We start from the raw sequence: 26,086 nt of genomic DNA on the forward strand, positions 1-26,086 counted from the left end.
CACCTGACCTCCAGTCAGGACGATGAGCTGCAAGCTCAGCCCTTTAGGGCTGAGTCGTTGACGCGTAGTGCCGGTAGACGGCCTGGGCGGCGCAGGCGGGCTTGGCCGAGCCGTCGATCTCGACCGTGAAGTCGCACAGCATCTGGACGCCGTTGTCGGGCACGTCCTCGACCGAGACCACCTTGGCGGCCAGCCGGATCTTGCCGCCGGCCCTGACCGGGCTGGGGAAGCGGACCTTGTTGAGGCCGTAGTTGATGCTCAACGTCACGCCCTGGATGTCGACCAGCTCGTGGTAGAGGGGGATGACGAGCGAGAGAGTCAGGTAACCGTGCGCGATGGTGCCGCCGAACGGGCCGGCCGCGGCGCGTCCGGGGTCGACGTGGATCCACTGGTGGTCGCCGGTGGCGGCGGCGAAGGCGTCGATCCGTTCCTGGGTGATCTGCAGCCAGGAGCTGGCGCCGAGGTCCTGCCCGGCGAGCGTCTTGATCTCCTCCAGGCCGCGCACGGTGATGGTCATGCCGGGTCCTTCCCTTCGTCGGAGCCGAGGCCGAGCAGGCGGGCGGCGTTCTCCTTGAGGATTCTGGGGCGTACCTCGGGCTTGATGTCGAGCTTCGAGAAGTCGGCCAGCCACCGGTCAGGGGTGATCATCGGGTAGTCGGAGCCGAACAGCACCTTCTCCTTGAGCAGGGTGTTGGCGTAGCGGACGAGCTGGGGCGGGAAGTACTTCGGTGACCAGCCCGACAGGTCGATGTGCACGGACGGCTTGTGGGTGGCCACGGCCAGGGCCTCGTCCTGCCAGGGGAACGACGGGTGGGCCAGGATGATCTTCAGGTGCGGGAAGTCCACGGCCACGTCGTCCACGAGCATCGGATCGGAGTACTTCAGCCGGATGCCGCCCCCGCCGGGCACGCCCGCGCCGATGCCGGTCTGGCCGGTGTGGAACAGCGCGATCGCGCCGAGCTCCTCGATCGTCTCGTACAGCGGGTAGGCCATCGGGTCGTTCGGGGCGAAGCCCTGGACGCTGGGGTGGAACTTGAAGCCGCGCACGCCGTGCTCGGCGACCAGGCGGCGGGCCTCCCGGGCGCCCGCGCGGCCCTTGTGCGGATCGACGCTGGCGAACGGGATGAGCACGTCGGCGTGCGCGGCGCAGCCCTCGGCGATCTCCTCGTTGGAGATGCGCGGGTGGCCGGTGGCGTGCTCGGCGTCCACGGTGAACACGACCGCGGCCATCTTCCGCTCCCGGTAGTAGGCGGCCATCTGATCGATGCCCGGCCGCTCGTGAGAGCCGAAGTACTTCTCCGAGGCGCCGGCCAGCGCCGGGCTCAGCGAGCCGTGGCCGTCCTTGGAGACCTCCACGTGGGCGTGCACGTCGATCGCGACCAGCTCGGCGAAGGCGTCGGAGGACAGGTCCATGGGGCGAAGGTAGGCATTTTAGTGACGGTCGTCAAGCATCTGCCCAACGATCGCCCGCGTCGAGCGATCGTCGAGAGAGACTCCATGGCGCCGTCGAACCATCTCTTCATGGAACGTGGGGAAGAGCGGTACGGAGACCGCCTCTACTCGCATGAGAATCCGGCCGAGGCCGACCGTCTCGGGGCCATGGCGCAGGTCTTCGACCCGTATTCGTTCGAGCGGCTGCGGCCTCTCGTCCGTCCGGGATCCCGGACCTGTGACGTCGGAGCCGGGCTCGGAACGGTCGCCCAGTGGCTGATGAGCAGTTCCGGCGCGGAGACGGTCGTGATCGACACCGATGTCCGCAACCTCGGCGGCCGCGGGTTCAAGGAGATCCAGGCCGACATCACCGACCCCGCCTTCGACCCCGGCCGGTTCGACCTGGTGCACGCGCGTTTCGTCCTGATGCACCTGCGCGAGCGGGAGGCGGTGCTGAGACGGATGGCGACCTGGGTGCGGCCCGGCGGCTGGCTGGTCCTGTCCGACTCCTGGGAGCTGGGCGCGCCGACCTCGCCGTGCGCGGCGTACCGGGAGACGGCGGCCAAGGCGAGCGAGCTGGCCACGCGGACGACCGGCAGCGACTTCAACGCGGGCCGGCGGTATCCGCGGCCCATGGCCGAGCTGGGATTCTCGGAGATCGGGTTCGCGGTCGACGTTCCGGTGATCGAGGGGGGCGGGGCGCTGGCCCGGTTCTGGGTGAGCACGGCGAACGCGGCCCGCCCCGCGCTGGTGCGCGAACTCGGGCCCGAGACCGTCGACGACGCCCTGGCGTACCTCGCCGATCCGGAGACCCGCGACATCGGGATCGCGATGGTCACCATGTGGGGGCGCCGCCCCTGACCGTGCTCCCGCAGCGAAACCCTCATCGCCACGCCCCCGGAGGCATTGATGACCGCCACGGAAATGCTGTTCAATCCGTTCGCTCCAGGTTTCACAGACGACCCCTATCCGACCTATCGCCGGATGCGCGAGGTCGATCCGGTGCATGAGCATCCGTTCGGGTTCTGGGTCCTGAGCGCGTACGACGACATCGCGGCGCTGCTGCGAGCCGGGCTCTCGGTCGACGACCGGGAGGTCGCCGGCGGCCAGATCCGCGAGCAGATGGACCAGCTGGACCTCGGCGTGCTCAACCTGTCCATGGTCCATCGCGACCCGCCCGACCACACCCGGCTGCGCTCCCTGGTCAGCAAGGTGTTCACCACGCGCTCGGTCGCGGCCATGGAAGGCGAGATCACCGGACTCGTCGACGCCGCGCTCGACCGGATCGAGGCGGCCGGGCACGCCGACCTCGTCGAGGCGCTGGCGTTCCCGCTGCCGTTCGCGGTGATCTCGAAGATGCTCGGAATGCCGCCGGCCGACCACGCCCGCATCCGGGAGCTGACCGGGGTTCTGGCGCTGTCCCTGCAGGTGGTCACGGATCCGGAGGTGCTCAAGCAGATCGCCGAAGCCGGCCGGGAGATGACGGCGGTGACGAGGGAGCTGATCGCCTGGAAACGGGCGAACCCGGCCGACGACCTGTTCAGCGCGCTCATCGCCGCCGAGCACGAGGGCGGCAAGCTCAGCGACGACGAACTGATCGCGCAGGTCGTCATGCTCTACATCGCCGGGCACGAGACGACCGTGAACCTCATCTCCAACGGCACCGTCGCCCTGCTCCGCAACCCCGGCCAGCTCGCCCTGCTCCGCGCCCGACCGGAGCTGGCGGCCAACGCCGTGGAGGAGTTCCTCCGTTACGACAGCCCGGTCCAGCAGTCCAAGCGGATCACCCTCGCCCCTTACACCGTGCGCGGCCGTACGATCCCCGCCGGCACCTTCGTCTTCGCCTGCCTGGCGTCGGCCAACCGCGACGAACGCTTCTGGGGCCCGGACGCCGACCGGCTCCGGCTGGAGCGCCCGAACGCCCGCAGCCACGTGTCCTTCGGCGCGGGCCCGCACCACTGTCTCGGCGCGGCACTGGCCCGGCTGGAGGGCCGCGTGGCCATCGAGCGCTTGGTACGCCGTTTCCCCCGCCTGGCGCTTGACGGCGAGGTGGAGTGGAACGGCAGGATCAATCTGCGCGGCCCGGCGAGACTTCCGATAAACACCGGCGACAAATAAAACAATAAAAGAAGAGATATTCCGTTGATTGGCCTGTTGTCGTAAATTTATTTGTCTGTGCTACGCTGTCTGCATAAAGCTGGAAATTGCGTTTAGCATCGGCGTTCCTGGATTCCCAGAAAGGAACGGCCGCTCATGCATGAAGCGCAGCCCAGCCAGACCGCGATCATGGCCGCCGCCGCCCGCGCGGCGCACCTCGTCGTCGACCACGAGCCTTTCATCTTCCGCGACACGGTGGCCGCGACCCTGCTCGGCGAACGGGTCGAGGAGCCGCTCGGCTACCATCGCACGCACGGCGACCACGTCGTGCTGTCCGGCACGCGCGCCCAGGTCACGGCCCGCAGCCACTACGCCGAGCGCCGCCTGACCGAGCCGGGCCGCGACGGCCTGGAGCAGTACGTGGTGCTGGGCGCCGGGCTCGACACCTTCGCCTACCGGCCGGAGGCGGCCGGCCTGCGGGTCTTCGAGGTGGATCACCCCGCCACGCAGCGGTGGAAGCGCGACCTGGCGGACGCGGCCGGCCTCGGGCAGCCGGAGGGCCTGACCTTCGTGCCGCTGGACTTCGAGTCCGGCGACCTGATGGACGGGCTGCGCGCGGCGGGGTTCGATCCCGGCAAGCGTGCCCTGGTGGGCTGGCTCGGCGTGGCCATGTACCTCACGCCGGAGGCGATCGCCGCCACGTTCGCGGTCATCGGGCGCTTCGCGCCGGGCAGCGAGCTGATCATGGAGTACGCGCTGCCGCCCGCCCTGCGCGACGAGAGGGGCAGCGCGTACGCCGGGTTCGCCCTGCCCGCCGCGGCCGAGCGCGGTGAGCCCTGGCTGTCCTTCTTCGTCCCCGACGAGCTGTCGGCCCTGCTCAAGCAGCACGGGCTGGAGGTGGTCGAGCACGTACGGCAGGCCGCCTGCGTCGATCCCGGCCTGTGGGAGCGCTCCGACGCCCTGCGACCGGCCGACCTGTGCCGCCTGGTCCGCGCCGCCGTGCCGAGGTCATGACGATCAACCGGCTTGACCGCCCTGCGCCACGTACGCCTGACCCTCGGCGGAAGAAGGGCGGCCAGACCTCGAGGTACGCCTCGAGGCCGCGCACTCCTTCGCAGGGCGGCGGCACGTCGTACATCACGATGTCGTCGGCGTGGTCGGCGGCGACGCCCGCCAGGTCGCCGCGGTGCACCGCCTCGGCCCAGCGCTCGACCAAGGTACGGATCAGCGCCTCGTCCCGGGTCTTCACCGTCATGGTTGCCGTCCTTCCGCATCGGTTCGTCAGGACGACAACCCGGGCCTGGCCCGGAACTCATCGCGAATGGTCAGGAGACCGCGGCGTTGTTCCGTGCGGCGAAGAAGGCGTCGAGCTCCGCTTGCTGCTCGGTGGTGAAGGCACGACGGGGGAGGAGGGTGATCACGCCGCCGGTGGTCAGGAACGCGTCGAGCGCCGCCCTGGCCGCCGGGTTGAGCGCGGTCTCCGCGCCGAATGTCTGGGCCTGCTCGGGGATGTCGGCGGCCACCTCGTTCCGTTCCGGGCCGTTGCCGAAGTCGCGTACGGCCGGACGCGGCGGCTGCACCGGGTCGGCGGCGGACAGCGGGGCGGACAGCGGGGCGGACAGGGGGATGACGAGGAGGGCGGCGAACAGGGCGACGGGTAAGCCCAAAGGGCCTCCAGACAGGGCGGATCAGGGTTCCCGGTAGTCGGCGGCGACCCCGACCAGCGAGATCAGCCCGGACGCGAACTCCATGGCCTCGGCGTGCCCCTCCGCGAACGGCGGCTGGAAGCCCACGCCCTCCCATGCCTGCGTCGCGGGGTTCCACAGGTCGGCGCCCACCTCGAAGTCCCAGCCGTAGACGCCGTGCTCGTACCAGAGCTCGTCGGCGGAGTTGCCGGCGGCGGAGTAGAGCACGTCCGTGACCGGCCCCGTCTGCTGCGGCCAGGTGACGGTGCCGCGCTCGGCGGCGATGGCCTCCTCGATCGTGCGGGCCGAGCGCAGGAAGTACGCCTCCTGCTGGGCGGTGGGCCTGGGCAGGGTGACGCGGCCGTCGAGCTTGTACGCGCCGGGCGGCCACATGAAGTAGCCGCCGTAGCTGTGCACGTTCATGGCGAACCTGATGTTGCGGTACCTCTGCGCCAGCCACATGACGTTGCGGCTCTCGGGCTCGGAGTGCTCGGCCGGTCCCGCGTACGTGCCGCTCTGGCAGTTGGCCGAGGCGCCGAAGTAGCCGTCGGACAGCGAGCCGGTCGCGTAGTTGCGGTTGACGTCCACGCCCCAGGTGTTGCGCTGCGCCGGGTCGGACTGCTGCGGCGGGCAGTGGTTCGTCATGTTCTTCCGCTGGGCGTTGAAGTCGTAGAAGCTGTAGTTCGCGCCGTCCGGGTTGACGGTCGGCACGACGAAGATGTCGGCGCGCTCCAGCAGCCTGCGGGTGGCCTTGTCGTACGCCTGGTTGCGCAGCAGCCGTTCGGCCGCCTCGACGACGACCAGGGGCGCCACCCACTCGCGGGCGTGCTCCTGGGCGTAGGCGAGCACGCCGGTGCGCGTGCCGTCGCGGTGCGCGCCGATGCGCAGGGCCAGCACCCGCGCGGGCGCCCTGGAGACGTCGGCCGGTGCGTGGAGGAAGTCGCTGAGCTGGGTGAGCGGCGCGGGCGCCATGACGCCGGCGCCCGGATCGCCACGGTAGGTGGTGGCCTTGACACCGATGCCCGCGGCGCTGGTGCCCGCGCTGGCGTTGCCCGCGCTGGCGTTGCCCGCGCTGGCGTTGCCCGCGCTGGCGTTGATCGCTCCGGCGTTGATCGCGGCGGCCACCTGGGCGGCGGTGCTGACGGGCGCGCCCGAGCCGTCGGTGGCCAGGCTGACGGTGATGAGCTTGCCGTTCACGGTGACCTGCAGCGGCCTGCCGGGCGCGCCCGGATCGGCCAGCTCGACGGCCAGGTCGTTGCCGCCTTCGGAGCCGTAGGCGTCGGAGGTGACGACGACGGCCGCGGCGGGCGGCGTGCCGATCAGCGCCTGGGCGTGCCGCCGGTAGCCGTTGGTCGGGTACGGCAGGGTGAGCAGCTCCGTGAGCTTGGGGAAGCGCCGGTGCAGCGCCCTGATCCGCTCGTTGAGCTGCGCGGGCGGCATGTACTGGGTGACGAAGTCCTTCTGGTAGCCGGGGCCGGCCCGGTCCGGGCGCTCGCCGTCGGGCCACGCTCTGACCCTCGCCTCGGCCGTGCCGCCGGCCGCCGAGGTGACGGTGACCCACTGCGGCCGGCTCGTGGCCGGCACCGGGGTGCTGAACTGGTGGCCCAGGTACGCCCCCGCGTCCACGTACGGCGTCATCGGCGCCCGGCCGGTCGCGCCGCCCTGGCCCGTCCATGTCACGCTGAGCGTGGCGGCCTGGCCGGCGCTGCTGGACGCCTCGACGGACAGGAAGTACCCCTCGCGTGACCTGAACCAGACCGCCCGCTCGACGACCAGCTGGTCCTTCGCGGCGGTGGACTTCGCCGCGGCCGGGGGCGGCGATGCCTCCGGGGCCAGGCTCGCGCCGAGCGCCTGGTAGGCCGCGAGCTGGCTGGGCGTGACCACCGCGTCCACCTGGACGCTGCCGTCCGGCTGCGGCCGCAACCGCTCGGTGAGGTCGGCGCCCGAGGCCGCCAGCCGCTCCATCGCCGTCCGGTCCGGCACGGAGAGGGTGACCAGCGAGGCCGGCTCCGGACCCTCCGGATCGGAGGGTGCGGCGACGGACGTGGCCGGGGGATTCGCGGCCGCGAACGTCGTGAGAGCGATCATCAGAACGGCAGCGGACGCCCGCAAGCCACGCATCGGCCCCTCCAGGGATCACCCGTATGAGGCCTCAATTGAAAGCCGAGTTGATCGAACCGGCAAGGACCCCCGCCTACGCGGCGGGCCGGAGACCGGCGACCTCGCGCAGGAAACGGTTGTCCGGACAGACCCAGCCTTCGGTGCGGCGGCTTGTCACCGCGTGTCCTCGGAGTCCTCCGCGGCCCCGCCCGTGATGAGGGCGTCGCCGAGCTCCGAACGCAGATACAGGACCGAGCGGCCGTGGCGTGCGCCGGTGAGCAGGCCGACGTCGCGCAGAGCTCGCAGGTGCTGGTTGACGGCCGAGGTGGTGACGCCGAGACGGCCGGCGAGCTCTGTCGACGACGCCGGCGTCTCCAGGGCCGTGAGCAGGCCCGCGCGTGTCGCGCCGAGTACTTCGGTGAGCGCCGCGGGGGAACGGCGGGACTCCGCCTGCCAGAGCGTTCCGGTGCCGCGCGAGCCGTACATGATCAGAGGTGGCTCTTCCGGTGAGATCGGGGCGGTCACGCCCCTGCTGAAGAGCGTCGGCACCAGGGTGAGCCCTTCTCCGCCGGTGGACCGGCGGTAGCCGGCGTTGCTGACCAGGCGGACGTGCACGACGCCCTCGTGCAGGTGGACCCGCTCATTGAGGTCGGCGAACATCGCCGCCAGACCGCGCGCGGAGATGACCTGTCCGCGGTAGATGATGTCGGCCTGCAGGACCGTCCGCATCCGCGGCCACCACGGCGCGAAGCAGGTGCGCCAGTACGTCCGCAGCGCCTCCGTGATGCGGGCGCGAACGGTTGCCGGGTCGCCCCGCAACGGCGCGGGCAGCCGCCCGGGATGGAGGGCGCGCAGGTCGTCGAGCATGCGTTCCAGGGGCACGCGCGCGACGGCGGCGAGTTCGTCGTCGATGCGGGTGAGGGGAGCGTGCGGCCGGGGTGTCAGATAGTCGGGCGACCACAGCGCGTCGTTCGTCAGGGCGTGCAGCAGGGGCAGGTCGAGCCCGGATCGGACGCGCTCCGTGCGCCGCAGCCAGGGCAGGTGCACGGGATAGCGCCCGGGGTCACGGAACGTGCGCAGTGACAGGGTGAGCTCGTTGATCGGTGAGGCGGCGAAGCGCACGTCGGCGACGTCCATCCCCGCGAGCTCGTACGCGATGACCCCACCGCTCCGGCCGGCGACCATGTAGCCATACGCTACATCATTGGTGTGCACGCCCCAGGTACGGGAGAAACGGGGCGTGATCCGAACCTTCTTCCCCGAGGACCGTGTCGGCCGCTCGCTGACTCTGAGCACGATGGCGTTCGCGCTGTCCAGCGGCGCCTTCTACACCGTCAGCACGCTGTACTTCACGCTTGTCATCGGACTCGGCGCGACGAAGGTGGGCCTGGGGCTGGGCATCGCGGGCGGCGCCGGTGTGCTGGCCTCGTACGCGTCGGGGTGGCTCGCCGACCGGATCGGCGCGCATCGCGTCCAGACCGTGGCCACGGCCCTCAACGGCTTGGCGATGCTCGCCTACCCGCTCGCGTCGGACGCCGTCGTGTTCACCCTGGTCGCCTGCCTGACCGCGGTGATGCGCTCGGCGAGCGGCACGTCGAAGCAGGCGATGCTGGCACGGTGGTACACCGGCCCGGAACGGGTGGTGGTCCGGGCGCGGATGCGCGTGGTCACGAACGTCTTCATCGGCCTGGGTACCCTGGCCGCCGCCGCGGCGCTCCTGACGGGCACCGCCGTGGCGTACCAGGCCGCGATGACCGCCTCCGGAGCCCTGCTGCTGGCGGCCGCGGTGCCGCTGGCACGGCTTGGATCCCGGGTGCCGGAGCTTCCGGCCCGGATGGCCGCCTCGGCGGAAGGTCAGGCGGCCGACACCCCTCCCGGGGGACCGTCACCGCTCAAGGACCGCACGTATCTGGCGAGCGTGGCGTGCAACGCCGTCGTGGCCGTGCAGTTCGGCCTGCTGACCGTCGGCGTCCCTCTCTGGGTCGCCTCCATCGGCGCCCCCACCGCCGTCGTGTCCGTGCTGCTCGTCCTCAACACCGTGGTCGTGGCCGTACTCCAGGTGCGTGTCTCGCGTGGCGTCCACGACGTGCGTCGCGCCGGGATCGCCGTCCGGCGCGCGTCGTGGCTGCTGGCGCTCGCATGCGGGCTGTACGCGCTGGCGGGCTACGGAAACCTGATCATCGCCTGTGTCCTGCTTCTCCTGGCGGGCCTCGCCCACGCCTTCGGCGAGATCCTGGGCGAGGCGGGTGGCTGGGGCATGGCCTTCGAACTGGCCGACCAGCGCAACGCCGGTGCCTACCAGGGCCTCAGCCAGACCGGCTACGCGATCGCCGCCATGGTCTCACCGGTGCTCGTCACCGCCACCGCCATCGAACACGGAACCGTGGGCTGGCTCGCGCTGGCCGCGGTGTTCGTCGCCGGCGGCACCGGCGCCGCGGCAGTCGCCCGGAGGCACCGCCCCAGAGCAACGTCCGCCCCAGACGCACCCGCACCGGCCGGTGCGAGCGCGAAGGCGCGCTGAGGCGGGATGCCGGCATCAGCCGGCGGGAGCTTCAGCACGCCAGGGGTTTCTCGGCCGATGTGACTTCACAGCATGGCCGTGTCAGGTGACTGTGGGGCGCGGCGCGTTCCACGGGCGGGCGTGGGCGTCGACGAGTGCGGCCAGGCGCCGGAGTCGCGGAACGGAACGGGTACGCAGCTCGGCGGCCACATCGCCGGAGCCGACCACGTCACTCCAGATGGCCCGCCCGGCGAGCATCCCGGAAGCGCCCGCACGGCAGGCGGCGCGCACGGCCGCGGGGAAGTCGTCCCGCTCCACGCCCTGGGAGAGCACCACCCACGGCACCGGGATCACCTCGTCGAGCCGCGCGCACTCCTCCACCAGCCGCTCCTCGGGCGCGGCCCCTCCGAGCGGCACCTGCGCCTTGTAGAGGCTGGGCCGCAGCCCGGCCAGTTCCCTGGCGGCCTCGCGGATCGCGGCAGGCCCGTCGAAGGGTCCCGCCGCCCCGGCCGGAGGTCTTGCGACGCCTTCGAGCACGGAGAGCAGCCCCGCGTCGGCGCAGCGCCGTACGAACGCGGCGGCGGTCTCCAGACGCGGCGCGCGGTGCTCGTCGTCGCGCCAGATCAGCAGCAGCTTTGCGGCCACGGCCCCGGCTCGGCGGGCGGCGGCCAGATCGACCCGCTCGTCGATGGAGGTGTCCTCGACGGGACCGTCAGGGTCCTGCCGGAGGAGATCCACGGCGACGATGAGGCCGCCCGGGACCAGGCCCTCGGCGGCCACCCGGCCGAACCCGTAGTCCTGGTCGATCAGGAAGCCCGAGGCGTACGGGCCGACCTCGCGCGCCACCGCCAGCTTGAACCCGGTCAGCGTCTCATCGCCCACCCGCTCGCCCGTCGCCGCCGCGAACATCTGCCTGAGGCTCTCGCGCTGGTCCATCGCCACCATGGCGAACCCACCCGAAGGGCGGGCCAGCAGGTCGAGCGTCGGCGCGGGGGCGCCGGTCTGCGGACTGGTCATGAGTGCTCCGATCGTGTTCGCGAGGTTTCTCCTGTGGCCGGCCCGCTCCGGTCGCATGCGTCATCGGGGCTCGCGGGCCGAGGCCAGGAAGCGCTCGTACAGGGGGACGTACGCGGCGGCGAGGCCGGGGTCGTGCGGCGGGACGTCGCGGGGGAGCAGCGGCACGTCGTCGAGCGACCCACCGGCCTGCCCGGCGATCAACGCCGCGCCGGCGCACACCGCGTCGCCGTCCCGCACCACCTCGACGGGGACGGGCGACACCGCCGCCTTGACCCGCGTCCACAGCGGGATCCTGACCTGCCCGCCGAGAACGACGAGACGCTCGGGAGCGGTGCCGGTCACGGCGGTGAGCTCGTCGAGCATCCAGCGGGCGTGCAGGCAGGTGCCCTCGACGGCGGACGCCAGCAGGTCGCCGGGCGCGTGCTCGGGGCCGAGCCCCGACACCGTCACGCGGCGGCCGCGATCGGGGGCGGGCGCGACCCGGCCCCGCAGGTACGGCTCCATGACGATCCCGGTGGGCAGCCGCACCCCGTCCAGCAGCCCCGGCAAGGCGTCATACCCGCCTCGGCCGCCAGGGGAGGCGGCGTGCCCGCTTACCTGGCCCCCGGCAGGCTCACCCTCGGGTGTCAGCAGTCCGAGCAGCCAGTCGAGCATGGCGCCGCTCGTGGGGAGCCCGCCGACCACCACCTTGCGGACGCCGTCCAGTGACGGATCGGTCGTGATGCCGAGCGCCAGCCCGGTGCGCGGGTCCGGCCGGGTGTCCGACAGCACCATCACCGCCTCCGCCGTGCCGAGGGAGTCGGCCACGTCCCCGGGCCGCCGTACGCCCGACGCCCACGACCCCACCGCGTGGTCGTGCCCCGCGATGACCACGGGGACGCCGGCCGCCACCCCGCTCACCCGGGCCGTCAGCGGGCCGACCGGTTCCACCGCGCCGGCCGTGGGAGGCAGCTGCTCGACCCGCAGCCCGGCCAGCGCCAGCAGGTCCGGGTCGTAGGCTCCGGCCGCCGCGTCGTAGGCCAGGGTGCGGGCGGCCAGCGTCTCGTGCGTCCGCAGCCGGCCAGTGAGCGCGTACGCCACGGCGTCGGGCACGTGCGCCCACCACCGCATCGACTCCAGCACGTCCGGCGCGTGGGTGCGCAGCCACAGCCACTTGGCCAGTGGCGCTTTCGGGTCGGCCCGGCGGCCGGTCAGCGCGTACAGCGCCTCCGCGTCCCGGCTCAGCTCGGCGGCCTCCCGCGCGGCCCGGGGGTCGTTCCACCACAGCAGCGGCATGAGCGGCCGGCCCGACCCGTCCAGCGGCACGCCGGTCTCGGCCATGCCCGCGACCCCGATCGCGTCCGGCCCGCGCCCGGCCCGGGCGGCGCACTCGCCGAGCGCCCGCGACACGGCGGCCACGACGGCGGGCAGCTCGCGCGGGGTAGCCTCGCGCACTGACGCGACGCGGGTCCCTCGCTCGTCGAAGAGGCCCACCTTGACGTGGGTGGTGCCCACGTCGATCCCCGCCAGCAGCGCGCGCCGTGCCATGTGATCACTATTGCGCACCGCCGCGCGGAGGTCCTGCGCCGGGTCGCCGCGTTCCCCCATAACCTGCTATGATCTCTCAACTGCTTCAGCCTTCCGCCCTTCCGGCCGGGAGGCTTTTTTCATGCCCAATGACAACTACTCCGTGCGGCCCGCGACCGGCGCCGACCACGCCACCGTGGAACGCCTCTGGCTGATGTTCCGCCACGACATGTCGGAGTTCCAGGGAGGACTGCCCCATCCCGACGGCACGTTCAGGAGCGAACGGCTCCACTCCGCCTTCCACGACGCCGGCTGGGCGCCGTACTTGATCATGAGCGGCGACCACCCCGCCGGTCTGGCGTTCGTGCGCGGGCTTGACGGCCCGGTACGGGTGCTGAACAGCTTCTTCGTGGTACGCGGCGCGCGCCGGAGCGGGATCGGGCTGCGAGCGATCAAGGACATCGTCGCCCGACACCCGGGAAGCTGGGAGATCGCCTTCCAGGACGCCAACTCGGGCGCCGTGGCCTTCTGGCGGCGCGTGGCCACGGAGATCGCCGGAGACGACTGGACCGAGGAGCGTCGCCCCGTGCCGAACCTGCCCGACGAGCCGCCGGACGTGTGGATCTCCTTCAAGACGCTCGCCTGACGAGTCCCGGTGGGCCGCCGGACGGATCATGTCCGCCGGCGGCCGTGGGCCGCGCCCTGCCCGATCACCGCAGCGGACATCTCCAGCAAGAAGCGCGACGACAGACGCACGGCCCGCCTGGAGCAGCGCACCGGCAAGCGCTTGCCGTAGGTGAGGTCGGCGTAACGGACTCGTAACGAAGGATTGACATGCGGTTCAGGCCAGGGCACCTTTGAGGCCAACTTAGCAACTAAAAGCAATTAGTAAATCGAAACTCCCCCCGTTCTCCCATGGCTTCCGCCCTTGATCGCTATGGCGAATGGTGCTTCCTAAATCGATTTACTAAAGATTAGTAACGTAGTGGGAGGTGCCGCAGTGACCCAAGAGACCGGCATGCGAGCCGGGGAGCCGGCGGCGCCGTACGGCGCCATGGTGAGCCGGCCGGAGCCGATCCACCTGCGGGCAGGCGGCGTCAGCCTGGTCCTGGACGTGGGCGGGCCGCGCCTGCCGAGCGTGCTCCACTGGGGTGGCGACCTCGGCGACGTCACGTCGGCGGAGCTGCGCGAACTGGCCCTCGCCGCCATTCCCGCCGTCGTCTCCAACGGCCTCGACACGCCCGCGGACCTCTCGATGGTCGCCGAGCACGCGACCGGCTGGCCGGGGCTGCCGGGACTGCGCGGGCATCGCGGCGGCACGGCCTGGTCGCCGCTGTTCACGGTGACCTCGGCGCACGCCGACGGCGCGGAGGTGCGCGTCGAGGCCGTGGACGAGGCCGCGGCCCTGGAGTTGACGCTGTGGCTCGCGCTCGACGCCACCGGCCTGATCACGATGCGGGCCGCGGTGCGTAACCGGCATCCGGCCGAGCCGTACGTGCTGGACGGTCTCGTGCTCAGCCTGCCGGTGCCCGCCGCGGCCGCTGAGCTGCTCGACCTGACCGGACGGCACCTGCGCGAGCGGTCACCGCAGCGCCAGCCGTTCACGGTGGGCTCCCGGGTCCGGGAGAACCGGCGCGGCCGCACCGGAGCCGACGCGTCGCTGCTGCTGGCGGCGGGCGTTCCCGGCTTCGGATTCCGCTCCGGCGAGGTGTGGGCGGTGCACGTGGGCTGGAGCGGCAACCACGTCACCTACGCCGAGCGCCTGCCGGACGGCCGGGCCGTCATCGGCGGCGGCGAGCTGCTCCTGCCCGGCGAGGTACGGCTGAAGCCGGGGGAGGAGTACACGACCCCGTGGCTGTACGCGGCCTACGGACAAGGGCTGGACGACGTGTCGGACCGCTTCCACCGGCACCTGCGCGCCCGGCCGGGCCACCCGCCGGCCCCGCGTCCCGTGGTCATGAACACCTGGGAGGCCGTCTACTTCGACCACGACCTCGCCAAGCTGTGCGCGCTCGCCGACCGGGCGGCCGAGGTGGGGGCGGAGCGGTTCGTCCTGGACGACGGCTGGTTCCGCCACCGCCGCGACGATCACGCCGGCCTCGGCGACTGGTACGTGGACGAGGACGTCTGGCCGCAGGGCCTGCACCCCCTGGTCGATCACGTGCGTGGACTCGGGATGCGGTTCGGGCTGTGGGTCGAGCCGGAGATGATCAATCCCGACTCCGACCTGGCCCGGGCCCACCCGGAGTGGATCATGTCGACCGGCGGGCGGATGCCGCCGGAGGCACGCCGCCAGCAGGTGCTCGACCTCGTGCACCCTGAGGCGTACGCGTACGTGCTGGACCGCCTGGACCGGCTGATCGCCGAGTACGCCATCGACTACCTGAAGTGGGACCACAACCGCGACCTGATCGACGCGGGCCACAGCCCGCTCGGAGAGCCGGCCGTCCACCGGCAGACGCTGGCGGTCTACCGGCTGCTGGACGAGCTGCGCCGGCGCCACCCCGGCCTGGAGATCGAGTCCTGCTCCTCTGGCGGGGCGCGGGTGGACCTCGGCATCCTCCAGCGGACGGACCGGGTGTGGGGCAGCGACTGCATCGACGCCCTGGAACGCCAGTCGATCCAGCGCTGGACCCAGCTCCTGCTCCCGCCCGAGCTCATCGGCTCGCACGTGGGAGCCGCGCACGCGCACACCACCGGCCGGCGACACGACCTCGCCTTCCGCGCGGGGACCGCGCTGTTCGGCCACTTCGGCATCGAATGGGACCTCACCTCCGCCTCGGACGCCGAGCGAGCGGACCTCGCCCGCTGGATCGCGCTCTACAAGGACGTGCGCGGCCTGCTGCACACGGGGCGGATCGTCCGCGTCGATCATCCCGACCCCGCGCTGTGGGTGCACGGCGTGGTCGCGCAGGACCGCTCCGAGGCGATCTTCGCGCTGGTCGCGGTCGCGACCTCGGTCGTCGCGCCACCCGGCCGGGTGCGGCTGCCCGCACTGGACCCCGGCGCGATGTACCGGATCGAGCCGCTGGCGCCCGGCGACGCGGCTGTCGGCGTCAACCACGTGCTCCCGCCGTGGCTGGCCCGCGGCGAGCTCCGCCTTCCCGGCTCGGTCTTGGAACAGGCCGGGATCCAGGCCCCCGATCTCTATCCAGAACACCTACTGCTGCTCCGGCTGACCAGGGAGTGATCGATGGCGGACACCGTCTCCGTTCCCACACCAAGACCCGGGGCGCCCGCCGGGCGCCGCAGGTCGCCACAGGCCCCATCGCACAAGAGGCGGGATCATCGGGCCGCGCTCTTCTTCATCCTCCCGGCGATGCTCGGGTTCGGGGTCTTCTACCTCTGGCCCACGATCCGCGGCGTGTACCTGAGCTTCACCGACTACAGCCTGCTCACCCCGCCCGAGTGGTCGGGGCTGTCGAACTACACCAAGCTCATCGGTGACGGATCCTTCTGGAGCTCCCTCGGGGTGACCCTGGAATACGTCGTCATCAACATCGGAGTGCAGACGATCGTGGCGGTCGTCCTGGCGGTCCTGATGCACCGGCTGACCAAGTCGAGCTTCCTGCGCGGAGTGCTGCTGCTGCCGTACCTCGTCGCGAACGTGGTCGTCGCGCTCGTGTGGTACTGGATGGCCGACTACACCCTCGGCGTGGCCAACCAGTTCCTCGGCTGGATCGGGCTCGGTCCCTTGGGGTTCTTCGGGGAAGAGCACCTGGTGATCCCGACGATCGCGCTGGTGAACGTCTGGCGGCACATGGGCTACACGGCGCTGCTGATCTTCGCCGGCCTGCAGGCGATCCCGAGGTCGCTCTACGAGGCGGCGGCGGTGGACGGATCCACGGAGTGGCGCTCGTTCTGGCGGATCACGCTGCCGCTGCTGCGGCCGGTGCTGGCGATGGTGCTGGTCATCACGGTGATCGGATCCTTCCAGATCTTCGACACCGTGGCCGTCACCACCCAGGGCGGCCCGGCGGACGCCTCCAAGGTCATCTACTACTACATCTTCGAGAAGGCCTTCAGCCAGTTCGACTTCGGCTACGCCTCCGCGATGGGTGTCGCCCTGATCGTCATCCTCGCCGGTGTCTCGCTGCTCCAGATGCGCCTGCTGCGTGCGGGCGAGTCGGACCTGTCTTAGAGGAGCGCTGCCATGACCGCGATAAGCATGCCCTCGGCGAAGACCGCGGCGGCCGGCCCGGCCGCACGCCAGGCACGTCGGGTCCACATCGGCCGGATCGCCGCCTGGGCGGTGCTCTGGATCTTCGTCCTGCTCACGCTGTTCCCGTTCTACTGGATGCTGCGCACCTCGCTGTCGAACAACCGGATGCTGTTCTCCGACCCCTCGTCCTGGCTGCCGGTGGCGCCGACCCTCGGCGGATACGAGCGGGTGTTCGGGGGGGCCACCATCCAGGAGGCCCAGGCGCAGGGCGGCTCGGGAGCCTCCATCAGCTTCTGGTTGTACCTGCGCAACTCGGTACTCGTCGCCACGGTCATCACGGTCGGGCAGGTGTTCTTCAGCGCCATGGCGGCGTACGCCTTCGCGCGGCTGCGCTGGCCGGGCCGGGACAAGGTGTTCTTCCTGTTCCTGACCGCGCTCATGGTCCCGCCGATCTTCATCCACCTGCCCAACTTCGAGCTGATGAAGAACCTGGGCCTGCTCAACACCTTCGCCGCGATCGTGCTGCCGTACCTCTTCATGACCCCGTTCGCGGTCTTCTTCCTGCGGCAGTTCTTCCTGAACGTGAGCCGCGAGGTCGAGGAGGCCGCGATGCTCGACGGCGCCGGCTATCCCCGCATCTTCTTCCGGCTCATCCTGCCCATGAGCGCCGCGCCGATCGCCACTCTGTCCATCCTCACCTACATCAATTCCTGGAACGAGTACTTCTGGCCGCTGCTCGTCACCGATCCCACGAACGACGACGTCCGCGTGCTCACCGTGGCCCTCGGCGTGTTCAAGTCCCAGACGCCGCAGGGCAGCCCCGACTGGGCCGGCCTCATGGCCGCCACGCTCGTCGCGGCGCTGCCCGTGCTCCTGCTGTTCGCGGCGTTCGGCAAGCGCGTCGTCAACTCCATCCAGTTCTCCGGTCTGAAGTGACCCCCCGCTCTTCTCGCAAGCTCCACCGGAAAGGACACATTGATGATCAAGAAGCTGCCGGCGGTCGCCGGCGTCGCCCTGCTGTCGCTGGCCCTCGCCGCCTGCGGCGGCGGCAACAGCGGAGGAGCCGCCTCCGCCGACGGGAAGGCGACCATCTCCTACTGGCTCTGGGACGCCAACCAGCAGCCGGCCTACCAGCAGTGCGCCACCGACTTCCAGAAGGCCCACCCGAACATCTCGGTCAAGATCACCCAGCTCGGCTGGGACGACTACTGGACCAAGCTCACCACGAGCTTCGTCTCCGGGTCCGCGCCGGACGTCTTCACCAACCACCTGGCCAAGTACCCCGAGTTCGTCACCAAGCGCACCATCCTGCCGATCGACGACCTCGTCAAGCGCGACAAGGTGGACACCGGCATTTACGCGGAGGGCCTGGCCGACCTGTGGGTCGGCGCCGACGGCAAGCGCTACGGCCTGCCCAAGGACTGGGACACCATCGCCGTCTTCTACAACAAGAAGCTGACCGAGAAGGCGGGGATCACCGATGAGCAGCTGAAGAGCATGGCCTGGAACCCGACCGACGGCGGCACCTACGAGAAGATCATCGCCAAGCTGACCGTGGACAAGAACGGCAAGCACGGCGACGAGCCCGGCTTCGACAAGAGCAAGGTGGACACCTACGGCCTGTGGCTCGAGAGCTCCGGCAACGGCGTGGGCCAGACCCAGTGGAGCATGTACGCCGCCAGCAACGGCTGGAAGTTCACCGACAAGAACCCCTGGGGCACGCACTACAACTACGACGACCCCAAGTTCCAGGAAGCCGTCACCTGGTGGAAGAGCCTGATCGACAAGGGCTACATGCCGCCGCTCAAGGCGACCGAGGGCGTGGCCTGGAACGACATGCTCTCCGCGGGCAAGGCCGCCATGGCGACCAACGGCAGCTGGATGATCGGCTCGGTGTTCGGCGCCAAGTCCGCGAAGTTCGAGCCTGCGCTCGCCCCGCTGCCCGCCGGCCCGAGCGGCACGCGGATGAGCATGTTCAACGGCCTCGCCGACTCCATCTACGCCAGCACCAAGAACAAGGACGCCGCGTGGGAGTGGGTGAAGTATCTCGCCTCCCCCGCCTGCCAGAACGTCGTCGGTGAGCACGCGGTCGTCTTCCCGGCCATCCCCGCCGCGGTGGATGTCGCGCAGAAGAAGTTCGCGGAGAAGGGTGTCGACGTCGAGGCGTTCACCGTGGACGTCAAGGAGAAGACGACCTTCCTCTTCCCGATCACCGACCATGCCGCCCAGATCGAAGCCATCATGAAGCCGGCCATGGACGCCGTGGTCGCCGGCACCGCCCCGGCGAGCTCTCTGACCAAGGCCAACGAGCAGGTCAACGCCCTGTTCAAGTGAGCTGGGCGAGACGCGGGCGGACCCGGCCCCGGCACGGTCGGCGCCGGGTCCGCCACCGGAACGGGGGGGCACACATGTCCGATGCACACGGAAGAGTCACGCGACAGGCGGTACTCATCGGCCGTACCACCTGCGCTAGGCTGATCACGCGCAGCCGACAGGCCGGGCGCATGAACGTGCGTGAAGCATCCCGGCTTCGCCGTCGCCGCCTGGGCGTCGCGGTGGCGGCGGCCCGCAGGGCGGCGGTCGGGGGATCGGCCCGGAGCGACCGGGGAGCGGTGGGGGAGAGATCAGCACGGAGCGGCCGATGACCACCAGGCAGGGAGCCCGGGCGCGCAGGCGGCGCCCTACCATGGCGGATGTGGCGCGGCTCGCCGGCGTCTCGCCGACCACGGTTTCCTTCGTCATCAACGAGCGGCCGGGCAGCGGCATCCCCGAGGAGACCCGCCTGCGGGTGCTGGAGGCGGTGCAGGATCTCGGCTACCAGCCCAACCGGCAGGCACGCAGCCTGCGGCTGCAGCGCACCCGTCAGCTCGGGTTCCACATCTCCGGCGAGCTGTTGGAGCGCAACCAGGTCTTCGCCGTGTCGTTCGTGTCGCCTCTGCTGCGTGAGGCCGAGCGGCGGGGCTACCAGATCCTCGTCTTCACCTCGAGCGGCGACGTCACCGACCGCCTGAGTGAGCTCGTGGCGGCCCACGGCGTCGACGGATTCCTGATCAGCGACTCCAGCATCGACGATCCGCGGGCCCGCTATCTCTCGGGAGTGGGCATGCCCTTCGCCTCGTTCGGGCGCACCGAGGCCGACCTGCCGCAGTCGTGGGTGGATGTGGACAATGCCGCGGGCATCGCTTCCATGGTCGACTACCTGGTCGGCAAAGGGCACGAGGACATCGCCTACGTGGGGCCCCGCCAGCCGGGCTACTGGTTCACCGAGCGGGTGGAGGGCTTCCGCGCCCGAGCGCGCCACCACGGCCTGTCCGTGCCCGGCTCATGGGTGGTGCAGGAGCCGCAGGCGAAGGTCGAGGCCGCCGTGGGCAGGCTGCTGACCAGGCGGCGGCGCCCCACCGCCGTGGTGACCGCGGCCGACTGGCTGGCCGTCGAGGCGATCCGCGCCGTACGGTCGGCGGGGCTGAGGATCGGCCACGACGTGGCCGTGACCGGCTTCGACGGCGGTCCCCTGCAGTGGCTGACGGATCCGCCGCTGACGACCGTGCGGGTTCCGTTCGAGCAGATCGCGGTCGCGTTGGTGGAGCGCTGCCTGCGGGAGATCGAGGAGGGCCCTACGGGGGAGCCCGGCATCTACCTGCCGACCGAGATCCTCATGGGCGGCTCGGCCTAGCGCGACTCGCCGCGGTACTCAAGGTGTCCGCACCTCGGGAGGAAGCCCTCCAGTCGAACGCGCCGCTGCCAGTGGTGGTGGCCGGCGACAAAAGCCTCGGACCGGGTGCTGCCGAGGCAGCTGCAGCGGGTGAGCGAGATCGCCTCTGTGATAGGGCGTCGCCGGGTACGCCGTCCAACTGGGGCACGGCCCCGTTCGCCCGCCCGCGCGGGCGAACGGGGCCGTGCCTCTACCGTGCCGGGGCGTAACCGGCGGGCCTCGTGGTGAACGTGCCGCGGCCCTGCGTACGGCTACGCAGCCGGGTCGCGTACCCGAACACCTCGGCCAGCGGGATCACGGCGGTGATCACCACCGTGCCGGCCCGCGCCGACGAGCCCGAGATCCGGCCGCGCCGGGCCGCCAGGTCACCCAGCACGCCGCCGGCCGCGTCGTCGGGCACGGTGACCGTGACCTCCACCACCGGTTCGAGCAGCTCCATCGCGCAGGCCCGCAGCGCCTCGCGCAGCGCGAGCCGCCCCGCCGTGCGGAACGCCAGGTCCGACGAGTCCTTCGGATGGGTGGTCCCGTCGGTCAGCGTGACCCGCAGGCCGGTCACCGGGTGGCCGCCGAGCGGCCCGTCGGCCAGGGCGTCCCGGCAGCCGGCCTCGACCGCCCGCACGTACTCGCGCGGCACCCGGCCTCCGACCACGGTCGAGCGGAACTCGAAGCCCTCACCGTCCACCTTCAGCGGCTCGACATCCAGCACGACGTGGGCGAACTGCCCCGCGCCGCCGTCCTGCTTGACGTGCCGGTACAGCAGCCCGGACACGCCACGCGTCACCGTCTCGCGCAGCGCCACCTGCGGGCGGCCCACGGCGACGTCCAGCCCGTGGTCGCGCCGGAGCTTCTCCGCCGCGACCTCCAGGTGCAGCTCGCCCATCCCGGACAGCAGCGTCTGCCCGGTCTCGGCGTCCGTACGGACCGCCAGCGACGGATCCTCCTCGGCCAGCCGCGCCAGCGCCGAGGCCAGCCGGTCGGCGTCCACGCTCCGGCGGGCCTCGATCGCCACGGACACCACCGGCTCCGTCGCGCTCGGCGGTTCGAGCACCAGCGGCGCCTCGGGCGCGCACAGGGTGCTCCCGGTGCGGGCCGACTTCAGCCCGACCACCGCTACGATGTCGCCGGCCACCGCCCGGTCCACCTCGGTGTGCCGGTCGGCCTGCACCCGCAGGATGCGGCTGACGCGCTCGGTGCGACCCGTGCCGCTGTCCAGCACCACGTCCCCCTTCCGCATCGTTCCCGAGTAGACCCGCAGATACGTCAGCCGCCCGGTGGCGGCCGAGCTCACCTTGAACGCCAGCGCGGCCAGCGGCGCCTGCGGGTCGGCGGCCCGCTCCGCGCCGTCCACGCCCCGCACCGCGGGCACGTCCAGCGGCGACGGCAGGTATGCCACCACGGCGTCGAGCAGCGGCTCGATCCCGCGGTTGCGGTACGCCGACCCGCACAGCACCACCAGGCCCGCACCGCTCGCGGTCAGGTCGCGCAGCGCGGCGGCCAGCGTCCGGTCGGAGATCGACGGCAGCGCGCAGAACTCCTCCAGCGCCTCCGCGTGCAGCTCCGCCACCGACTCCTCGAGCAGCCGGCGCCGCCGCCGCGCCTCCTCCAGCAGATCCTCCGGCACCGGTACTTCCCGGCACGCGTCGCCCTCCCAGACGAGCGCGCGCATCCTGACCAGGTCGACGACGCCGGCGAACCGGTCCTCCTGCCCGATCGGCAACTGCACCACCAGCGGGGCCCGGTGCAGCCGGCGGCGGATCGACTCGACCGCGGTGTCCAGGTCGGCGCCGGCCCGGTCCAGCTTGTTGACGAACGCGACGCGCGGCACGCCGTACCGGTCGGCCCGGCGCCACACCGACTCGCTCTGCGGCTCGACGCCCGCGACGGCGTCGAACACCGCGATCGCGCCGTCGAGCACCCGCAGCGAGCGCTCCACCTCGTCGGAGAAGTCGACGTGGCCCGGGGTGTCGATCAGGTTGACGCGGTGCCCGTCCCAGACGCAGCTCACCGCGGCGGCGAAAATCGTGATGCCGCGATCGCGTTCCTGGGAGTCGAAGTCGGTGACGGTCGTGCCGTCGTGCACCTCGCCGCGCTTGTACGTGGCGCCGGCGAGGTACAGCATCCGCTCGGTGACAGTGGTCTTGCCGGCGTCGACGTGGGCGAGGATGCCGAGATTCCGTACGACGGCCAGCGAGTTGGCTTGTTCTTGTTTCGAGAGGTGAGCACGCACAGCCCATGACCCTTCGGTCCAGAAAAGAAAGGGGACAGCGCGATTTCCCGGACGAGACCGCCTCGATCGGCGGGACAGGTGCTCGTCAGGGCGTCGTCCAGTGGCGGCCGCGCAGCCGGCACCGGGACGACGGAGACACCAGGATCACCTCGTAGCGCGACGGGGGGACGACGGCAGCGGTGCTGTGGCGCACGGCCGTTCTCCTCTCCCTCGTCGGTGATCAGTGGCGAGTGTAATGAGGGGTGTGGGGGCGAAGAAAGCGATTTGTTTCGGCCGCGGGCGAGGTTCACCACGCGGTCGCCTGACTGCCCCCGACGAGAGACACAGCCGTCATTTCGGCATGTCGACATAGGCGCGAGACGCTTTCATGGAAGGACGCGCCCATGACGATCACTCTGGACACTGGGCGGTACACGGTCGGCATGGCCACCAGCGCCGCCGACGTGCAGGCCGCGCAGCGACTCCGCCACGAGGTCTTCGCCGGGGAGATGGGGGCGCGGCTCGACAGCCCGGTCTCCGGCCTCGACGTGGACCGGTTCGACGCCTACTGCGACCATCTCCTCGTACGCGACGGCAGCGAAGTCGTCGGCACGTACCGGCTGCTTCCGCCTGGGCGTGCCGACCGGCTCTACTCCGACGGCGAGTTCGACCTGACCAACCTCGCGCCACTCAGGAAGGGCCTGGTGGAGGCGGGCCGCACCTGCGTCCACCCCGACCACCGGGGCGGCGCGGTGGTCGCGCTGATGTGGGCGGGCATCGCCCGGTACATGCTCTCCGGCGGTCACCAGTGGCTGGCGGGCTGCTGCTCGGTGCCGCTCGACGACGGTGGCACGCTGGCCACCGCCGTGGTGGAGCGGGTCCCGCTCGGGCCGGAGGAGCACCGGGTCACGCCGCACACGCCGTGGCACCCCCAGGGCACGGCCCCTTCCGACCGTTTCGTGCCACCCGCCCTCCTGCGCGGCTACCTGCGGCTGGGGTCGTGGGTGTGCGGGGCGCCCGCCCATGACCGGGACTTCGGCACCGCGGACTTCTTCGTGCTGCTCTCGATGGCCAACGTGAACATGCGCTACCTGCGGTACTTCCTCGGGGAGACGCTATGAGCACTGTCGCGCCCGAGACGCCGCTCGCACCTCACGCGCCGACCTCGCCCACCCTGCATGCGCCGGCCCCAGCCACCCTGCATGCGCCGGCCCCGGCTGAGGCGCCGGTCAGCCATAACGCACCGAACCCGGCCGAGGCGCCGGACCCGTGGCGTCCGCTCGGCCCCTGCACAACGGACACCTGCGTGGAGGCCGCGACCGCCGCCGCCGGACCCGTCCAGCTCGCGGCCCGGCTGGTCGCCGCATTCCTGGTGCTGCTCGCCGGGGTGCCGATGTCCCTGGTGGGGCGGATGCGGGCGACGTGGCGTACGGAGCTCACGATGGCCTGGGCACGACTGCTCCTCCGCGCGCTCGGCGTCCGCCTCGAGGCGACGACGTCGGGAAGCGGCACACCGCCGGACGCCGGCGCGGCCTCGGAGGCGGGCACGGTGTCGGATGCCGGTGCTGCTTCGTACGTCCGGGCGAGGCCGGGTGGCGGTTCGGGACCGGATGGCGGGGTGAGACCGGAAGTCGGTGCGGGACCGGAGACGGGCGTTCTGGTCGTGGCGAACCACGTGTCCTGGCTCGACCCACTCGTCCTCGCGGCCACGGTGCCCTCGCGCCCACTCGCCAAGCGGGAGATCGGCGAGTGGCCTTTCATCCGCACGCTGGCCGCCGGCGCGGGCGCGCTGTTCATCGACAGGGAGCGCCTGTCCGCGCTGCCGCCGGCCGTCGCCGCGGTCGCCGCCGCCCTCAGGGCGGGCGACACCGTGGTCGCCTTCCCCGAGGGCACCACCTGGTGCGGTCGCGGAATGGGCAGGTTCCGCCCGGCCGTCTTCCAGGCGGCCGTGGACGCGGGCGCTCCGGTCCGTCCGGCCGTACTCCGCTACCGCGAAGGGACGGCGACTTCGACCCGCGCCTGCTACGTCGGGGACGACTCGCTGCTCGCCTCCATCGTCCGGGTGGCCGCGACCCGGCGCCTGACTGTGGAGATCACGCTCTTCGCCGCCGTACGGCCTGCTGCGCCCACGAGCACACGGCCGGAGGCCCGCACGGCCCTGGCGCGGCTCACCGAGAGCCGGGTACGCGCCAACGTACTCGAACCTGCACATCACGAGTAGGCGGCAGAACGCGGCACGGCACCGTCGAAAAGGCTGCCTTCACCATGGACCGTCTGTGCGGATCAGGGTCGTGCAGACGAAAAGCGGAAATCACCCGCTCATCGGGGAAGATACGAAAGTGCGATCTCAATAGCGTCGTCCACCGAGCCGGCTTCCCTCCTTGCGTCCCGTGAGCTCGTGGACTCGACTCGGAACCTCCCGCCGGCAAGCGGAACGATCCAGATCTCCCCCGCCCTCCTCTCCAGGTAGTCGAGTGCAAGGCGGATCGTCCCGTGGCTGACATAAGGAAACAACATTCGCAGCCGATCCACCCGGTGAACCGCCTGCAATACGTCGGCCAGCTGCCGGAATTCGGCATCGCCGAGAAGGTGATCCCATTGGACCGATACCGGATCACCGCTTTCATACGCCTCGGACAAACGACTGTAACTCATGAACGGGAATCGATCGGCCAACCCTCTCAGCGCCAACCCCTGCCGCCAGGCATCGGCCATCTGCACCACGGAGAGAAGATCTTCTGTACCGCCGCTCGCCCAGACGTGCGTGTTTCCTTGAATCGTCACCGAGAACCAGCGCCGCTCGGCGCCGAGCAGCACAGAGACGCGCCCCCAATTCGAGGGTATCTTTGCAGTGATGTATCGGCCGGCCCCGGGTTCGGCATCAACTCGCTCCAGATCAATACCGTTATCCCTGGCGAGTTGACGGATCGCGGAAGCAAGGCCGCCGAGCTGTATGAGATCCGGATAGAACTCGGCATCCAGATGTTCGGCAGAGAAATTCGGACCGTCCGTCATTCGGGTCACACTCTCAGATTCGGGAGCCTCTCCCAGTGATTCTAGCGTAAAGCGCAGGTCCAGCTCCCCCGGAGGAAGGAGGCTGGACCTGCGCTCCACCAGGCCGGGAGATCAGAAATAGAAGTCGGGCAGTCTTCCGAAGGAGCTCCAGTCCGGCTCGGGAATTTTTATGATGTCTCCAGCGTCATCGTAGAATTTCACCGAACTCCACGTGCGCCGTCCGTTCGCCACCGCTCTGGCGATCCAGCCCATCTCCTGCTCGGTCGCCCGAGGCGCCATGCCCTCGACCTTACCGAGTCCGCGCATCGCCATTTCGGTGAAGCTGCTACCGAAATTCTTCGTATTGACATGCAGGGTCTTGCCGCCGTCTGCGATCGCACGTTGCACCGGTGCCGTCCAGTCATCTGGCCCGAGATCCAGGAAATGGGTGAATCCTCTGTCCTCGGCGAATTCTCTTGTTCCCGCATCCTTGTATCCCAGAGCCACATCTCCGCAGTTGTGCACGAGAACAGGCGCGTCACCAGCGGCTACGTAGAAGGAGTGGAAGTCAGCGACCGTGAGGTCGTGCACGGTGGGGTGGCCCTGCTTCGTGCTGACTCCCAGTACATCGACCGTGGTGCCGCCCGGCGTCCGGAGGTGATCCGCCGGAGTCAGA

Annotated in this window: 21 protein-coding genes and 2 pseudogenes; 12 read left to right on the forward strand and 11 right to left on the reverse strand. The window is 71.0% G+C overall.

Annotated elements, in window-relative coordinates:
* Positions 1–43: 43 nt before the first annotated feature.
* Both ABD830_RS27285 and ABD830_RS27290 read right to left on the reverse strand, forming a co-directional pair.
* Positions 44–517 (reverse strand): MaoC family dehydratase, encoded by a 474-nt coding sequence (locus ABD830_RS27285; protein ID WP_344993166.1) that lies wholly within the window; start codon positions 515–517, stop codon positions 44–46.
* Positions 514–1,413: an amidohydrolase family protein gene (locus tag ABD830_RS27290; protein ID WP_344993169.1), complete on the reverse strand. Its 900-nt coding sequence runs from the start codon at positions 1,411–1,413 to the stop codon at positions 514–516. The genes ABD830_RS27285 and ABD830_RS27290 overlap by 4 nt, the downstream gene beginning before the upstream one ends.
* A 108-nt stretch (positions 1,414–1,521) precedes the next feature.
* Between ABD830_RS27290 and ABD830_RS27295 the strand changes: the two genes are divergently transcribed.
* From ABD830_RS27295 to ABD830_RS27305, 3 genes are all read left to right on the forward strand, one after another.
* On the forward strand, positions 1,522–2,292 hold the full coding sequence (locus ABD830_RS27295; RefSeq protein WP_344993172.1) for a class I SAM-dependent methyltransferase: 771 nt from the start codon (positions 1,522–1,524) through the stop codon (positions 2,290–2,292).
* A gap of 48 nt (positions 2,293–2,340) precedes the next feature.
* On the forward strand, positions 2,341–3,549 hold the full coding sequence (locus ABD830_RS27300) for a cytochrome P450 (protein ID WP_344993175.1): 1,209 nt from the start codon (positions 2,341–2,343) through the stop codon (positions 3,547–3,549).
* Between the two features lie 135 nt (positions 3,550–3,684).
* Positions 3,685–4,542, forward strand: a complete 858-nt coding sequence (locus ABD830_RS27305) for a class I SAM-dependent methyltransferase (RefSeq protein WP_344993178.1) — start codon at positions 3,685–3,687, stop codon at positions 4,540–4,542.
* A 40-nt stretch (positions 4,543–4,582) separates the two neighbouring features.
* On the opposite strand, the pseudogene ABD830_RS54355 reads toward ABD830_RS27305, so the two are convergent.
* The 4 genes and pseudogenes from ABD830_RS54355 to ABD830_RS27320 all read right to left on the reverse strand — a co-directional run.
* A pseudogene (locus ABD830_RS54355) lies at positions 4,583–4,783 on the reverse strand (YybH family protein); the annotation flags it as partial.
* A gap of 70 nt (positions 4,784–4,853) precedes the next feature.
* Positions 4,854–5,195, reverse strand: a complete 342-nt coding sequence (locus tag ABD830_RS27310) for a hypothetical protein (RefSeq protein WP_344993181.1) — start codon at positions 5,193–5,195, stop codon at positions 4,854–4,856.
* 21 nt (positions 5,196–5,216) lie between these two features.
* Positions 5,217–7,334 (reverse strand): M14 family metallopeptidase, encoded by a 2,118-nt coding sequence (locus ABD830_RS27315; protein WP_344993184.1) that lies wholly within the window; start codon positions 7,332–7,334, stop codon positions 5,217–5,219.
* A gap of 153 nt (positions 7,335–7,487) precedes the next feature.
* The gene (locus tag ABD830_RS27320) at positions 7,488–8,498 is read right to left on the reverse strand and encodes an ArsR/SmtB family transcription factor (protein WP_344993186.1); all 1,011 of its coding nucleotides are present in this window, start codon (positions 8,496–8,498) and stop codon (positions 7,488–7,490) included.
* A gap of 55 nt (positions 8,499–8,553) precedes the next feature.
* On the opposite strand from ABD830_RS27320, the gene ABD830_RS27325 reads away from it, so the two are divergent.
* On the forward strand, positions 8,554–9,834 hold the full coding sequence (locus ABD830_RS27325) for an MFS transporter (protein WP_344993188.1): 1,281 nt from the start codon (positions 8,554–8,556) through the stop codon (positions 9,832–9,834).
* Positions 9,835–9,915: 81 nt separating this feature from the next.
* On the opposite strand, the gene ABD830_RS27330 is transcribed toward ABD830_RS27325, so the two are convergent.
* Together ABD830_RS27330 and ABD830_RS27335 are read right to left on the reverse strand one after the other, a co-directional pair.
* Positions 9,916–10,830: a hypothetical protein gene (locus ABD830_RS27330; RefSeq protein ID WP_344993191.1), complete on the reverse strand. Its 915-nt coding sequence runs from the start codon at positions 10,828–10,830 to the stop codon at positions 9,916–9,918.
* 60 nt (positions 10,831–10,890) lie between these two features.
* Positions 10,891–12,357, reverse strand: coding sequence for an FGGY-family carbohydrate kinase (locus ABD830_RS27335; RefSeq protein WP_344993194.1), 1,467 nt, complete (start codon positions 12,355–12,357; stop codon positions 10,891–10,893).
* Between the two features lie 121 nt (positions 12,358–12,478).
* Here ABD830_RS27335 and ABD830_RS27340 point away from each other — a divergent pair, with 121 nt between their 5' ends.
* The 6 genes from ABD830_RS27340 (at position 12,479) to ABD830_RS27365 (ending at position 20,171) form a co-directional block, all read left to right on the forward strand.
* A complete protein-coding gene (locus ABD830_RS27340; RefSeq protein ID WP_344993197.1) occupies positions 12,479–12,982 on the forward strand; it encodes a GNAT family N-acetyltransferase in 504 nt (167 codons plus the stop codon).
* A 408-nt stretch (positions 12,983–13,390) separates the two neighbouring features.
* Positions 13,391–15,526: an alpha-galactosidase gene (locus ABD830_RS27345; protein ID WP_344993223.1), complete on the forward strand. Its 2,136-nt coding sequence runs from the start codon at positions 13,391–13,393 to the stop codon at positions 15,524–15,526.
* A 3-nt stretch (positions 15,527–15,529) separates the two neighbouring features.
* Positions 15,530–16,477: a carbohydrate ABC transporter permease gene (locus ABD830_RS27350; protein WP_344993200.1), complete on the forward strand. Its 948-nt coding sequence runs from the start codon at positions 15,530–15,532 to the stop codon at positions 16,475–16,477.
* Positions 16,478–16,489: 12 nt separating this feature from the next.
* Entirely contained in the window at positions 16,490–17,434 is a 945-nt protein-coding gene (locus tag ABD830_RS27355) for a carbohydrate ABC transporter permease (protein ID WP_344993203.1), read from the forward strand.
* A gap of 42 nt (positions 17,435–17,476) precedes the next feature.
* Positions 17,477–18,832 carry an ABC transporter substrate-binding protein gene (locus ABD830_RS27360; RefSeq protein ID WP_344993206.1) on the forward strand — a complete coding sequence of 452 codons (1,356 nt, stop codon included), beginning with the start codon at positions 17,477–17,479 and terminating at the stop codon, positions 18,830–18,832.
* 361 nt (positions 18,833–19,193) lie between these two features.
* Positions 19,194–20,171, forward strand: coding sequence for a LacI family DNA-binding transcriptional regulator (locus ABD830_RS27365; protein WP_344993208.1), 978 nt, complete (start codon positions 19,194–19,196; stop codon positions 20,169–20,171).
* 229 nt (positions 20,172–20,400) lie between these two features.
* Here ABD830_RS27365 and fusA read toward each other — a convergent pair whose 3' ends face one another.
* Positions 20,401–22,437 carry an elongation factor G gene (gene fusA / locus ABD830_RS27370; protein ID WP_344993211.1) on the reverse strand — a complete coding sequence of 679 codons (2,037 nt, stop codon included), beginning with the start codon at positions 22,435–22,437 and terminating at the stop codon, positions 20,401–20,403.
* Between the two features lie 383 nt (positions 22,438–22,820).
* Here fusA and ABD830_RS27375 point away from each other — a divergent pair, with 383 nt between their 5' ends.
* A complete protein-coding gene (locus tag ABD830_RS27375; protein WP_344993214.1) occupies positions 22,821–23,537 on the forward strand; it encodes a GNAT family N-acetyltransferase in 717 nt (238 codons plus the stop codon).
* Positions 23,534–24,637, forward strand: coding sequence for a 1-acyl-sn-glycerol-3-phosphate acyltransferase (locus tag ABD830_RS27380; RefSeq protein ID WP_344993217.1), 1,104 nt, complete (start codon positions 23,534–23,536; stop codon positions 24,635–24,637). The genes ABD830_RS27375 and ABD830_RS27380 overlap by 4 nt, the downstream gene beginning before the upstream one ends.
* A 98-nt stretch (positions 24,638–24,735) precedes the next feature.
* On the opposite strand, the gene ABD830_RS27385 is transcribed toward ABD830_RS27380, so the two are convergent.
* Together ABD830_RS27385 and ABD830_RS27390 are read right to left on the reverse strand one after the other, a co-directional pair.
* The gene (locus tag ABD830_RS27385; RefSeq protein WP_344993226.1) at positions 24,736–25,431 is read right to left on the reverse strand and encodes a DUF6193 family natural product biosynthesis protein; all 696 of its coding nucleotides are present in this window, start codon (positions 25,429–25,431) and stop codon (positions 24,736–24,738) included.
* Between the two features lie 111 nt (positions 25,432–25,542).
* Positions 25,543–26,086: pseudogene (locus tag ABD830_RS27390) on the reverse strand (hypothetical protein); the annotation flags it as partial.

Source organism: Nonomuraea helvata (assembly GCF_039535785.1).
In the GTDB taxonomy this organism is placed as follows: domain Bacteria; phylum Actinomycetota; class Actinomycetes; order Streptosporangiales; family Streptosporangiaceae; genus Nonomuraea; species Nonomuraea helvata.